The organism is Leifsonia sp. EB41 (assembly GCF_041262565.1).
Lineage (GTDB): Bacteria > Actinomycetota > Actinomycetes > Actinomycetales > Microbacteriaceae > Leifsonia.
On the sequence record NZ_JBGCCJ010000001.1, the window covers coordinates 606,948 to 620,658 of the forward strand.

Annotated in this window: 8 protein-coding genes; 2 read left to right on the top strand and 6 right to left on the bottom strand. The window is 70.6% G+C overall.

Annotation, left to right across the window (positions count from 1 at the left end; genetic code table 11):
• Positions 1–70: 70 nt before the first annotated feature.
• A complete protein-coding gene (locus ABH923_RS02990; RefSeq protein ID WP_370057271.1) occupies positions 71–961 on the bottom strand; it encodes a formylglycine-generating enzyme family protein in 891 nt (296 codons plus the stop codon).
• A gap of 18 nt (positions 962–979) precedes the next feature.
• Positions 980–1,612, bottom strand: a complete 633-nt coding sequence (locus tag ABH923_RS02995) for a TetR/AcrR family transcriptional regulator (RefSeq protein ID WP_370053847.1) — start codon at positions 1,610–1,612, stop codon at positions 980–982.
• A gap of 99 nt (positions 1,613–1,711) precedes the next feature.
• Here ABH923_RS02995 and ABH923_RS03000 point away from each other — a divergent pair, with 99 nt between their 5' ends.
• Positions 1,712–4,666, top strand: coding sequence for a glycoside hydrolase family 2 TIM barrel-domain containing protein (locus ABH923_RS03000; protein WP_370053848.1), 2,955 nt, complete (start codon positions 1,712–1,714; stop codon positions 4,664–4,666).
• Positions 4,667–4,748: 82 nt separating this feature from the next.
• Here the strand turns inward: ABH923_RS03000 and ABH923_RS03005 are convergent, their stop codons facing one another.
• Complete coding sequence (locus ABH923_RS03005; protein WP_370057273.1) at positions 4,749–5,729, bottom strand: aldo/keto reductase; 981 nt, start codon at positions 5,727–5,729, stop codon at positions 4,749–4,751.
• 52 nt (positions 5,730–5,781) lie between these two features.
• Here ABH923_RS03005 and ABH923_RS03010 point away from each other — a divergent pair, with 52 nt between their 5' ends.
• Entirely contained in the window at positions 5,782–6,315 is a 534-nt protein-coding gene (locus ABH923_RS03010; protein ID WP_370053850.1) for a dihydrofolate reductase family protein, read from the top strand.
• A gap of 33 nt (positions 6,316–6,348) precedes the next feature.
• Here the strand turns inward: ABH923_RS03010 and dxs are convergent, their stop codons facing one another.
• The 3 genes from dxs to ABH923_RS03025 all read right to left on the bottom strand — a co-directional run bounded on the left by dxs (position 6,349) and on the right by ABH923_RS03025 (position 13,700).
• Positions 6,349–8,298, bottom strand: coding sequence for a 1-deoxy-D-xylulose-5-phosphate synthase (gene dxs, locus ABH923_RS03015; protein WP_370053851.1), 1,950 nt, complete (start codon positions 8,296–8,298; stop codon positions 6,349–6,351).
• A 78-nt stretch (positions 8,299–8,376) separates the two neighbouring features.
• The gene (gene acnA, locus ABH923_RS03020) at positions 8,377–11,187 is read right to left on the bottom strand and encodes an aconitate hydratase AcnA (RefSeq protein ID WP_370053853.1); all 2,811 of its coding nucleotides are present in this window, start codon (positions 11,185–11,187) and stop codon (positions 8,377–8,379) included.
• A 140-nt stretch (positions 11,188–11,327) separates the two neighbouring features.
• Positions 11,328–13,700 (bottom strand): HAD-IC family P-type ATPase, encoded by a 2,373-nt coding sequence (locus ABH923_RS03025; protein ID WP_370053855.1) that lies wholly within the window; start codon positions 13,698–13,700, stop codon positions 11,328–11,330.
• Positions 13,701–13,711 lie beyond the last annotated feature (11 nt).

Sequence of the window (13,711 nt, forward strand, 5' to 3'; positions counted from 1 at the left end):
CGCCGAGGGGCACGTCGTTGTCACTTCTGACGTCGAAAAGCGACAACAACGTGCCCCTCGGCGAAGGAGATCAGGCGGCGCAGCGGAATCCGATGTGCGTGGTCGCGGTGTCGTCGGCCTGCGGCGAGCGCGCCGCCGGACGGAAGCGCAGGCAGTAGTCCGGCGAGCACAGATAAGAGCCGCCCTTCAGCACCCGGCGCGGGATGCGCGAGCCTGGCTCGGCGCTGGCGGACGCGAGCAGGTTGACCCGCGCGCCGGCCTCCACGGCCTCCTGGCCCGGCACGACGTGGCGGGGAGTGTAGTAGTCGCTCGTCCACTCCCAGGTGTTGCCGATGATGTCGTAGAGGCCGTAGCCGTTCGCCGGGTACGAGCCGACCGGCGCCGTCGTCGCGCCGAACCGGCCGCGGTTGTCGTACGGGAAGCTCCCGATCCAGGAGTTCGCTTGCGCCTCGCCGCCCGGGTAGGCCTCCTCGCCCCAGGCGAAGCGCGCACCGTCGACCCCGCCGCGCGCCGCGAACTCGTGCTCGGCCTCCGTGGGGAGCCGCTTGCCGGCCCACGCCGCGTACGCGGACGCGTCCTCGAACGCGACCTGCACGACGGGATGGTCCATCCGGTCCGCGACGTCCGAGTCCATGCCCTCAGGACGCCGCCAGTGAGCGCCGGGCTCCCATCGCCACCACTGCCGCCAGTCACGCAGGTCGACCGGCCCGGCGGTCGCGGTGAACACCATCGCGCCGGGCACCAGGTCCTCCGCGGAAACCCCCGGGTAGTCGGCTGGGTCCATCGGCCGCTCGGCCACCGTCACGTAGCCGGTCGCGTCGACGAACCGGGCGAAGTCCGCGTTGGTGACCGCGTACCGGTCGATCAGGAAGCTACCCACGGTGCGCTCGTGAACGGGCTGCTCGTCCGGGTAGAACTCGTCGCTCCCCATCCGGAAGGTCCCGCCCTCGATGCGCACCATGTCGTCCACACGGCAACGCTACCGCGCAGCAGGCCGCCCGGTGTCCAGCACGAGGTCGAGGTAGCCGCGCAGGGCCGCGGCCGCGTCGATCCGCTCGGGAGCGTAGAGCCACTGGAGCTGGATGCCCTCCCACAGCGCCACCACCGTCGCCGCGGCGAGCGCGGGGTCCACGCCCTCGCGGAGGCGGCCGGTCGCGGCGAGCGCGGCGAACTCGCGTTCGTACGACTCCTGCATGCCCGCGTACCGGCCGAGGAAGTAGTCGTGGCCGGGATGTCCGGGTGTAGTCGCCTCGGCGGCGAGGATGCTGTAGAGCGCGATGAGCCCGGGAATTCCCTCGTTGCGCCGGGCCTGGGCCACGAGGGCGTCGGGGAACGGAAGGTCGTCGGGCAGCCGGCCGCCCGACGTGTCGACGTCGCCGCCCAGCTCGTCACGGCGCGCGAGCACCGCGAGGAGCAGGTCCTCCTTGCCGCCGAAATGGTGCTGGAGCGTGCTCAGGCCGATCCCGGCCGCCGTGGCGATCTCGCGCAGGGAGCTGCCGTGGTAGCCGCGGGTCGCGAACACGCGGTAGGCCTCATCCACGATCTGCTGCCGCCGCTCGGCCGACTTCGCGTAGGGGCCGCGTCGTCGCGCGGGTTCCTCGCCTACGCCCACGCCAACCTCCAAATTAGGTCAGTCGAACCATTTTCGACTACCGTCGATGCTAGTCCTTCCACGCCGCAGTGACGATCCAGTGACGATCAAGGAGCACCCGTGCCGTCTCCCGCCCTTCTCGCCGACACCGCACCCTTCTCCGGCGCCCTCCGCGCGCCGCGGTCCTGGCTGCACTCCGACGCGCCGACGCTCTCACTGAACGGCGAGTGGCGGTTTCGGCTCTCCCCCACCGCCGACCTCCCGGACGACGTCGCGCGCGCCGACCTGGACGACGGCGGCTGGGACACCCTCCCCGTCCCGGCGCACTGGGTCCTGCACGGCGACGGCCGCTACGGCCGCCCGATCTACACCAACGTGCAGTACCCGTTTCCGATCGAGCCGCCGTTCGTGCCCGACGAGAACCCGACCGGCGACTACCGGCGCCGCTTCGACCTCCCGGCCGGCTGGACCGCGGACGCGCGCGTCGTGCTGCGCTTCGACGGCGTCGAGTCGCTCTACCGGGTGTGGCTGAACGGCGTGGAGGTCGGCTCCGGGAGCGGAAGCCGGCTCGCCCACGAGTTCGATGTGACCGACCAGGTGCGGGCGGAGGGCAATCTGCTCGCCGTGCGCGTGCACCAGTGGTCGGCCGCGAGCTACCTGGAGGACCAGGACCAGTGGTGGCTGCCCGGCATCTTCCGGGAGGTGACGCTCGCCGCGCGCCCCGCCGACGGCTTGGAGGATGTGTGGCTCCCCACCGCCTTCGCGGACGGCGTGGGCACGATCCTCCCGGAGGTCACCGCGCCGGACGGTGCCTTCCCGATCACACTGCGCATCCCCGAGCTCGGCGTGGAGGCCGTGTGGCCGACGCCCGCGGACGTCGCCCCTGTCGTGGTCGGCGAGGTGGACCCGTGGACGGCGGAGACCCCGCGGCTCTACGACGCCACGGTCTCCACCCACGGCGAGACGGTCTCCCTCCGCCTCGGTTTCCGCACCGTGGAGATCCGCGGCGACCGGTTCCTGGTCAACGGCCGTCGCGTCGTCTTCCACGGGCAGAACCGTCACGAGACGCACCCCGTCCGCGGCCGGGTCTTCGACGAGGAGCACGCCCGCGCCGACCTGATCCGGATGAAGCAGTTCAATGTGAACTCCATCCGCACCAGCCACTACCCGCCGCACCCCCGCCTCCTCGACCTCGCCGATGAGCTGGGTTTCTGGGTGATCCTGGAGTGCGACCTGGAGACGCACGGCTTCGAGAAGGCCGGCTGGCGGGACAACCCGAGCGACGACCCGCGCTGGCGCGACGCCTACCTCGACCGCATCCGGCGCACCGTGGAGCGCGACAAGAACCATCCGTCAATCGTGATGTGGTCGCTGGGCAACGAGTCGGGCACCGGCGCGAACCTCGCCGCGATGTCCGCCTGGGCGCACGACCGCGACCCTGGGCGCCCGGTGCACTACGAGGGCGACTACACCGGCGAGTACACCGACGTCTACTCGCGCATGTACTCGTCCGTCCCGGAGACGGAGCAGATCGGCACGGACGGCTCGCTCGCACCCCTGCTCGGCTGCACGCCCGCGCAGGGCGCGCGGCAGCGGTCCAAGCCGTTCATCCTCTGCGAGTACGCGCACGCGATGGGCAACGGACCCGGCGCACTCGACCAGTACGAGGCGCTGGTGGACGCGCACCCACGGCTGCACGGCGGCTTCGTATGGGAGTGGCGCGACCACGGCATCCTCACCCGGACCGCAGACGGCACCCCGTACTACGCGTACGGCGGCGACTTCGGGGAGGTCGTCCACGACGGCAACTTCGTGATGGACGGCATGGTGCTGTCGAACGACGTGCCCACCCCGGGCCTGCACGAGTTCAAGGCCGTGGCGCAGCCGGTCGCGCTGACGTTCGACGACGGCGAGCTGGTGGTGACGAACCGGCGGCACAGCGCGAGCACCGCCGACCTGGCGCTGCGCTGGACGGTCGAGCACGACGGGCGCGAGGCGGCGTCCGGGACGCTCGACCTCCCGGCGGTGGAGGCCGGCGAGTCGGCGCGTGTGCCGCTGCCCGCTGTCCCGGTCGCGAAGGACGCGGAGACCTGGCTCACCGTGACGGCGGTGCTCGCCGCCGACACGGCCTGGGCGCCTGCCGGGCACGTCGTCGCGCGGGCGCAGCTCGACCGATCGGCGCCCCGGCGTCCCCGTCCCGCGGCGCGGCCCCTCGACTGGAGCGAGGCGGAGGGCACGCTCACGCTCGGGCCGGCCTCCTTCGAACGCGGCCTGCTCGTCTCCCTCGGCGGCCGCGCGGTCTCGGGCCCGAGACTGGAGCTGTTCCGCGCGCCGACCGACAACGACGAGGGCGCGGCCTACGGCGACCTTTCCTTCAGCGACGCGAGCACCGTCGGCATCTCCAGCGCGAGCCTCTGGCGGGAGCAGGGCCTCGACCGGCTGACGCACCGGCTGGTCGCGGTGCACGAGGCGGCAGGCGCCCTCCGCACAATCACCCGGGTCTCCGCGGCGAACGCCGTGAACTCGGTCACCGTCGAGACCGTCTGGACGCTGGACGACGGCGAGCTCGGCCTCCGGGTGGAGATCGAACCGTCCTCCGGCTGGCCCAGCGTCTGGCCCCGGGTCGGCGTGCGTTTCGACCTCCCCGACCGCGGCGGTTTCGTGGCGGGCGCCGAGTGGTTCGGCGCCGGCCCGCTGGAGTCCTACCCCGACAGCACCCGCGCCGCGTATGTCGGCCGGTTCCGCGCCACGGTGGCCGACCTGAATGTGGAGTACGCCCGCCCGCAGGAGACCGGGCATCGCTCGGCCGTGCGGGAGGTCGACCTGGGCGCGTTCGGCTTCACGACGTCCCCGGACAGCCGCGGGCGGCTCCCCGGCTTCTCGCTGTCCCGGCACACGCCGCAGCAGGTCGCCGCGGCGGGCCACCCGCACGAGCTGCCGGAGTCGAACACCACCTACCTGTTCGTGGACGCCGCCCAGCACGGCCTCGGCTCGCGCGCGTGCGGCCCCGACGTCTGGCCGGAGTACGCCCTCCGCCCCGAGGCCCGTACGCTGCGGCTGCGCTTCCGCGCCTGACGCATTCCGCGCCTGACGCATGAGGGGACGCAACACGCCGCTTCGCGCGGGACGAAGCGGCGTGTTGCGACCCCTGGCTGCGCTACTTGTTGAGCGGGCTCATGTCCGCGTAGCGGTCGCCGACCGGGGCGGCCACGGCGTCGAGGCGCGCAAGCTGCTCGGGGCTGAGGTCGAGGTCGGCGGCGGCGACGTTCTGCTCCAGGTTCTCCACGCGGCGCGTGCCCGGGATGGGCGCGAGGTCGTCGCCGCGCGACAGCAGCCACGCGAGCGCCACCTGGCCCGGCGTGGCGCCGGCCTCGCGGGCGACCTCGTCCACCTGCTCCACGATGCGGATGTTGGCCTCCAGGTTGTCGCCCTCGAACCGCGGGTTGAAGCGGCGGAAGTCGTCCTCGGCGAGCTGGTCGAGCGAGCGGATCGAGCCGGTGAGGAAGCCGCGGCCGAGCGGCGAGTACGGCACGAAGCCGATGCCGAGCTCGCGCACGGTGGGCAGCACCTCCGTCTCGGGGTCGCGCGTCCACAGCGAGTACTCGGTCTGCACCGCTGTCACCGGGTGCACCGCATTGGCGCGCACGATGGTCTCCGGCGCGGCCTCGGACAGCCCGTAGTGCCGGATCTTGCCCTCCTCGATCAGCTCCTTCAGTGCGCCCACCGTCTCCTCGATCGGCGTGCCCGGGTCCATCCGGTGCTGGTAGTAGAGGTCGATGCGGTCGGTCTGCAGCCGCTTCAGCGAGCCCTCGACCGAGAGCCGGACGTTCTCGGGCGAGCCGTCGAGGCCACGCTCGTTCTTCGAGCGGTGCAGGATGGTGCCGAACTTGGTGGCGATGACCACCCGGTCGCGGCGGCCGCCGGCGAAGGCGCGGGCCAGCAGCTCCTCGTTCGTGTACGGGCCGTAGATCTCTGCGGTGTCGAAAAAGGTGACCCCGAGGTCCATCGCCCGGTGGATGGTCCGGATCGAGCCGGCGTCGTCGTCGCCGGCGCCGGTGTAGAACGCGCTCATTCCCATGCAGCCGAGGCCGAGTCGCGAGACCTCGAGCTTCTCCGTACCCAGTGTGATCGTCATCAGTGCCATGCCCTCACGATATCCCCGTGTCCGCGGCGGCTGGTACCTTCGCGGCATGGCCCTCACGAAGTACTACGTCGCCTCCTCCATCGACGGCTTCATCGCCGACGTGCACGACCGCATCGAGTGGCTCATGCAGTTCGGCTTCGAGGAGTTCGACGAGCACTACCAGCAGTTCATCTCCGGCATCGGGGCGCTCGTGATGGGCGCGACGACGTACGAGTTCGTGCTCGGCGAGCAGGGACCGTGGCCGTACCAGGACATCCCCACCTGGGTGGTCACCCACCGCGCGCTGCCGGTCCCGGAGGGCGCTGATGTGACCTACTTCTCCGGCGACATCGTCCAGCTGGACACGGTACTGCGGGAGGCCGCAGGCGACCGCGACGTGTGGATGGTCGGCGGCGGAGCGCTCGCGGCCCAGTTCGCCGACCGCGGACTGATCGACGAGCTGCACATCACGTACGTGCCGGTGCTCGTCGGCGCGGGCAAGCCCCTCCTGCCGGTCGCCCAAGCCAGCCGCCCGCTGGTGCTCTCCGGCACCAAGACCTTCCCCTCCGGCGCCGTCGAGCACGTCTACCGCTTCGCCTGAGCGCACCCGAGACCGCCGAGGGGCAGGTGCGGGCTAGGCGCGGCGCTTCTTGGCCTCGACGCCCTCGGCGGGCTCCTCGGCGGGCAGCGGGCGGGCGATCGGGATGCGGCTGCCCAGCACCTGCGCGACCAGGTCGCGCGCGATCTTCTGCGGGGTGAGCCCCGCGTCGTCCAGGATCTGGCTGCGCGACGCGTGGTCGATGAACGCGTCCGGCAGCCCGAGCTCGTCCACCGCGGTGTCGATGCCGGCCTCGCGGAGGTCCTGGCGCACGCGCGTGCCGATCCCGCCGACCCGGATGCCGTCCTCGATCGTCACCACGATGCGGTGCTCGGCGGCCAGGCTCAGGATGCTGCGCGGCACCGGGACGACCCAGCGCGGGTCAACGACGGTCGCGCCGATCCCCTGCGCGGCGAGCCGGTCCGCCACCTTCAGGCCGAGGTCGGCCATCGGCCCGACCGTCACCAGCAGCACGTCCTTGCTGTCCGACTCGCGCAGCACGTCCACGCCGTCCTCCAGGCGCCGCACGGCCGGGATGTCCGCCTGCACGTCGCCCTTCGGGAACCGCAGCACGGTGGGCGCGTCATCGACCGTCACGGCCTCCGCCAGCTCCTCGCGGAACCGGGAGCCGTCGCGTGGCGCCGCCAGCCGGATATTGGGGACCACCTGCAGGATCGCCAGGTCCCAGATGCCGTGGTGGCTCGGCCCGTCCGGGCCGGTGACCCCTGCACGGTCGAGCACGAACGTGACGCCGGCCTTGTGCAGCGCGACGTCCATCAGCACCTGGTCGAACGCCCGGTTGATGAAGGTCGCGTAGATCGCGACGACCGGGTGGAGGCCGCCGTACGCGAGCCCCGCGGCGCTCGTCGCGGCGTGCTGCTCGGCGATGCCGACGTCGTGCACGCGGTCGGGGAACCGCTCGGCGAACTTGTGGAGGCCGGTCGGCCGAAGCATGGCGGCGGTGATGCCCACCAGCTTCGGGTTCTTCTCCGCGAGCTTCACGATCTCGTCGGAGAACACGTCCGTCCACTGCATCCCGGTCGAGCTCGCGAGCGCCTCGCCGGTCTCCGGGTCGATCTGGCCGACCGCGTGGAACTGATCGGCGGCGTCGCGCAGCGCGGGCTCGTAGCCGCGGCCCTTCTGGGTGATCGCGTGGACGATGACCGGGGCGCCGTAGTTCTTCGCCTGGCGCAGCGCCTCCTCCATCGCCTCGATGTCGTGGCCGTGCACCGGCCCGATGTACTTGATGTCGAGGTTCGAGTACAGCGACTCGTTGTTGGAGAAGCGGCTGAGGAAGCCGTGCAGGCCGCCGCGGACGCCGCGATACAGCGACTGGCCGGGAGAGCCCAGCTTGTCGAACGCCTTCCGGCTGCTCAGGTACAGGTTGCGGTAGCCGCGCCGCGTGCGCACCGTGTTGAGGAAGCGCGCCATGCCGCCGATCGTCGGGGCGTAGGAGCGGCCGTTGTCGTTGACGATGATGATCAGCCGGCGATTGTTGTCGTCGGATATGTTGTTGAGCGCCTCCCACGTCATCCCGCCCGTGAGCGCGCCGTCGCCGACGACCGCGACGACGTGCCGGTCGTTCTGGCCGGTCATCTCGAAGGCGCGCGAAATGCCGTCGGCCCAGCTCAGCGACGACGACGCGTGCGAGCTCTCGACGATGTCGTGCTCCGACTCGGAGCGCTGCGGGTAGCCGGCGAGGCCGCCGCGCTGGCGCAGCCGGGAGAAGTCCTGGCGCCCGGTGAGCAGTTTGTGGACGTACGACTGGTGCCCGGTGTCGAAGACGATCGCGTCCCGCGGCGAGTCGAACACGCGGTGGATGGCGATCGTCGTCTCGACCACGCCGAGGTTCGGCCCCAGGTGGCCGCCGGTCTTGGCGACGTTGGCGACCAGGAACGCCCGCACTTCGGCAGCGAGCTGGTCGAGCTCCCGTTCCGTGAGCCGGTCGAGATCACGCGGCCCGTGGATGGTTTCGAGGATGCTCATGGATTTCAGTGTAGAACCGTGTGAATCGGAGGAGGCTCGGAACCGACGATCCCGAGCCTCCCCTTGACAACGGTCTGGTTACACCAGGCTCCGCAGGACGTACTGCAGGATGCCGCCGTTGCGGTAGTAGTCGGCCTCACCTGGGGTGTCGATCCGGACCACAGCGTCGAACTCGACGGCCTGCTTGCCGGCGGGCGACTGCTCGGTCGGCTCGGCGACGACGTGCACGGTCTTCGGCGTGCGGCCCTCGTTGAGCTCCTCCAGCCCGGTGATCGAGAAGGACTCGGTGCCGTCCAGCCCCAGCGAGTCGGCGTTCTCGCCGGCCGGGAACTGCAGCGGGACGACGCCCATGCCGATCAGGTTCGAGCGGTGGATACGCTCGAAGCTCTCGGTGATGACCGCGCGGACGCCGAGGAGGCTGGTGCCCTTCGCCGCCCAGTCTCGCGACGAGCCCGAGCCGTACTCCTTGCCGCCGAGCACGACGAGCGGGGTGCCCTGCGCCTGGTAGTTCTGCGACGCGTCGTAGATGAACGACTGCGGGCCGTCGGCCTGCGTGAAGTCACGCGTGTAACCGCCCTCGACGCCGTCCAGGAGCTGGTTGCGCAGGCGGATGTTCGCGAACGTGCCCCGGATCATCACCTCGTGGTTGCCGCGGCGCGAGCCGTAGGAGTTGAAGTCCTTGCGGTCGATGCCGTGCTCGTTGAGGTACTGACCGGCCGGGCTGTCCGCCTTGATGGAGCCGGCGGGCGAGATGTGGTCGGTGGTGACCGAGTCGCCGAGCTTGGCCAGGACGCGCGCGCCGGTGATGTCGGTGACCGGGGTGGTCTCCAGCGTCATCCCCTCGAAGTACGGGGGCTTGCGCACGTAGGTCGACTTCTGGTCCCACTCGAACACCGAGCCGGTCGGGGTGGCCAGCGACTTCCAGCGCTCGTCGCCCTCGAAGACCGACGCGTACTCGTGGACGAACATGCCCTCGTTGATGGAGGAGTCGATCGTCTCCTGCACCTCGGCGGCGTCCGGCCAGATGTCCTTCAGGAAGATGTCGTTGCCCTCGGAGTCGGTGCCCAGCGGGTCGACCTCGAAGTCGAAGTTCATCGTTCCGGCGAGCGCGTAGGCAATGACGAGCGGCGGGCTCGCCAGGTAGTTCATCTTCACGTCGGGGTTGATGCGGCCCTCGAAGTTGCGGTTGCCGGAGAGGACGGCCGTGACGGCGAGGTCGCTGTCGTTGACCGCCTGCGAGATCTCGTCGAGCAGCGGGCCCGAGTTGCCGATGCAGGTGGTGCAGCCGTAGCCGACCGTGTAGAAGCCGAGAGCCTCCAGGTCCTTGGTGAGGCCGGCCTTCTCGTAGTAGTCGGTGACGACCTTGGAGCCCGGCGCCAGCGTGGTCTTGACCCACGGCTTGGCCTTGAGGCCCTTCGCGGCGGCGTTGCGGGCCAGCAGGCCGGCGGCGAGCATGACCGACGGGTTCGACGTGTTCGTGCACGAGGTGATCGCCGCGATGGCGACCGCGCCGTGGTCGATCACGAAGTCCGTGCCGTCCTCCAGCTTGACCGGGGTCGGTGTGGAGGCCGTCTTCGGCGCGTGGCTGTGGTGCGTGTGGACGTGGTGGCTGTGGCCGTCCTCCGGCTGCAGCTCGCCCGGGTCGGAGGCCGGGAAGGACTCCGAGATGGTCAGGTCGACCAGATCGTGCGAGATGTCGGCGTAGTCGACCAGGTCCTTCTCGAACTGGGTCTTCGCCGAGCTGAGCTCGATGCGGTCCTGCGGGCGCTTCGGTCCGGCGATCGACGGGACGACCGTCGACAGGTCGAGCTCCAGGTACTCGGAGAAGGTCGGCTCGGTGGCGGGGTCGTGCCACAGGCTCTGCGCCTTCGAGTACGCCTCGACCAGGGCGACCTGCTCCTCGCTGCGGCCGGTGAGGCGCAGGTAGTCGAGGGTCACGTCGTCGATCGGGAACATGGCGGCCGTGGAGCCGAACTCCGGGCTCATGTTGCCGATGGTGGCGCGGTTGGCGAGCGGGACCTCCGCCACACCGGCGCCGTAGAACTCCACGAACTTGCCGACGACGCCGTGCTTGCGCAGCATCTGCGTGATGGTGAGGACGACGTCCGTCGCGGTCACGCCGGTCGGGATGGCGCCGGACAGCTTGAAGCCGACGACCTTGGGGATGAGCATGGACACCGGCTGGCCGAGCATGGCCGCCTCCGCCTCGATGCCGCCGACGCCCCAGCCGAGCACGCCGAGGCCGTTGACCATGGTGGTGTGGGAGTCGGTGCCGACGCAGGTGTCCGGGTAGGCCTGCAGCTCGCCGCCGACCTCGCGGGTCATGGTGACGCGGGCCAGGTACTCGATGTTCACCTGGTGGACGATGCCGGTTCCCGGCGGGACGACCTTGAAGTCGTCGAACGCGGTCTGGCCCCAGCGGAGGAACTGGTAGCGCTCGCCATTGCGCTCGTACTCGATGTCGGTGTTGCGCTCCAGCGCGTTCTCGGTGCCGAAGAGGTCGGCGATGACCGAGTGGTCGATGACCATCTCGGCGGGCGCGAGCGGGTTGATCTTGTCCGGGTCGCCGCCGAGCGAGGACACGGCCTCGCGCATGGTGGCGAGGTCGACGATGCAGGGCACGCCGGTGAAGTCCTGCATGATGACGCGGGCCGGAGTGAACTGGATCTCGGTGTCCGGCTCGGCCTGCGGGTCCCAGCCGCCGAGGGCGTTGATGTGGTCGGCGGTGATGTTCGCGCCGTCCTCGGTGCGCAGCAGGTTCTCCAGCAGCACCTTGAGGCTGAACGGGAGCTTCCGGTAGCCGTCGACCGTGTCGATCTTGAAGATCGTGTAGTCCTTCGACCCCACCGTCAGGGTGCTCTTCGCACCGAAACTATTTACAGCTGACACTGTGCCTTCTCCTTCGTCGGCGAGCGATGTCCCGCGAGCCTCATCCATCTTGGTCGTGCGTCGAAGCCTGTTTCCAGCAAGGTAAGCCTAAGCGGTCGGCTCAGGAAAGTATCTTGACGTCAAGATAAAATCTAGCACGTTCACTCGCGGTCGAACACCAGCCCGCGCCGTCGCGCGAACCGGTAGAACAGCTCGATACCGGCCGACCCCACCGCGCCCACCGCGATCCCCCAGAGCAGCGCTGTGTCGAGCGACAGGTGCATCTCGAAGAAGGCCGCAGTGCCCGGGATGACGCACACCAGCACGAACGCCGCCGCCACCCCGCCGAGCAGGAACCACCGCCAGGTCGTGAGCGGCCGCGTGAGAACGCACAGGATCCAGAGCGACACGCAGAACAGGGCGAGCGTGGTCACGCTGCGCGCCTCGCGCAGGGGGATCGAGCTGTGCAGTGGCGCGTACGCCACCACGGCGGTCAGCCCGGCGATGACGCCGGTCGGGATGGAGTACCGCAGGATGCGCGACAGCACGCCCGGCGTGTAGATGCGCTTGTTCGGCGCCAGCGCCAGGAAGAAGGAGGGGATGCCGATCGCGAGCGTCGAGACCAGCGTGAGCTGGCGCGGCAGGAACGGGAACGGCCAGAGCACCACCGCGCTGAACAGCGCCAGCAGGATGCCGTAGACCGTCTTCGCCAGGAAGATGTTCGACACCCGCTCCACGTTGGCGATCACCCGGCGGCCGGAGGAGAGCACGTCCGGCAGCCGGTCGAATCGGTTGTCGAGCAGCACCAGCCGGGAGACCGCCTTGGTCGCCGCCGTCGCCGTCCCCATCGCGATCCCGAGGTTCGCGTCCTTGATCGCCATCGCGTCGTTGACGCCGTCGCCGGTCATCGCCACGGTGCGGCCCTGGCGCTGCAGCAGGCCGACCGCCGTGCGCTTCTGCTCCGGGCTGACCCGGCCGAAGATGCTGGAGCGCCCCAGCGCGGCCTCCAGGTCGTCGTCGGTCTCCAGGGTGGAGGCATCGACGGCCTCGCCCTCCATGTTCAGCGCCCGGGCGATGGCCTCGACCGTCACCGGGTTGTCGCCCGACATCACGATGACGCGGACCGCCTGCTCGCCGAAATAGCCGAGCGTCTCCGGCGCCTCCGGCCGCAGCGTCTCGCCCAGCACGACCAGCAGCGCAGGCGCCACCCGCAGGTCGCCGAGCGGCACGTGCGTGCCGTGCGGCAGCGGGTCGATCGCCTGCGCCAAGGCCAGCGTCCTGCGCCCGGTCGAGGCGATGGCCGTCGCGCGCCGCAGCGCCTCCTCGTGCCCGGCGAGCACGCGCTCCGGGGCGCCGAGCACCCACGCCGTCTCCTCGTCCGCCACGCGCATGACGAGCCCGCTGTACTTGGTGGCCGAGCTGAACGGGATGCGCCGCTCGACGCGGAACCGGTCGCTCTGGAACCCGGTCGACAGGATGCCGGAGGTCGCGTTCCCCGTCTCGTCGGCCCCGAACGCGGCGAGCGCGATCTCCGCCAGCTCGGTGGGGACCTCCCCGATCGGCTCCGTGCCTTCCAGCACCAGTTCACCGCTGGTCAGCGTCCCGGTCTTGTCGAGACAGAGCACATCGACGCGCGCAAGCACCTCCACGGCCGCGAGCTCCTGCACGAGCACCTTGCGCGCGGCGAGCTGGATGGCGGCGACGCCGAACGCGAGGCTGGTCAGCAGCACGAGGCCTTCGGGGATCATCCCGACCACCGCCGCCACCGCGTCGAGCAGCGCGCGCCGCCAGCGCGAGTCGGTGAACAGCTCGTTGAAGCCGCCGTACGCGAGCACCCGGCCGATGACCGTGACCAGGATGATCGGACCGAGGATCCAGGAGAGGTACACGAGGATGCGGTTGGTCGCGTCGCGCAGCTCGGAGTGCACGAGCGAGTGCCGGCGGATCTCGCTGGTCAGCTTGCTCGCGTAGGAGTCGGCTCCCACCGCCGTGACGACCGCGTAGCCGGTGCCGGTGGCGACGTGCGAGCCGGAGAGGAGCTGGGCGCCCTCGTCCTTGAACACGGGATCGGACTCCCCCGTCAGCAGCGACTCGTCCAGGGAGAGCCCCGTGCTCTCGGCCACCACCGCGTCGGCCGGGATCTGGTCGCCTGGTCGCAGCACCAAAAGGTCGTCGAGCACGACGTCCTCCAGTGCGATCGCGACGACCTCGCCATCGCGGCGGACCCGGCTCTCCGGCGCCGCCAGCAGCGCCGCGCGGTCGAGCACGCGCTTGGCCCGCACCTCCTGCACGATGCCGATGAGGGCGTTGACGACGACGACCCCGTAGAAGAAGCCGTCGCGGAGGTCGCCGAGCAGCAGCACCGCGATGAAGCAGCCGGTGAGGATGCCGTTGAACAGCGTGAAGATGTTCTCGCGCAGGATGTCGGTGATCGACCGCGACCCCGGCTGGCGCTGGAGGTTCGCCCTGCCGTCCGCGTGGCGCTCCGCCACCTGCGCGGCGCTCAGGCCTTCCCTGGTCTGCGCGTCGAGCATCCTTCCCCCTC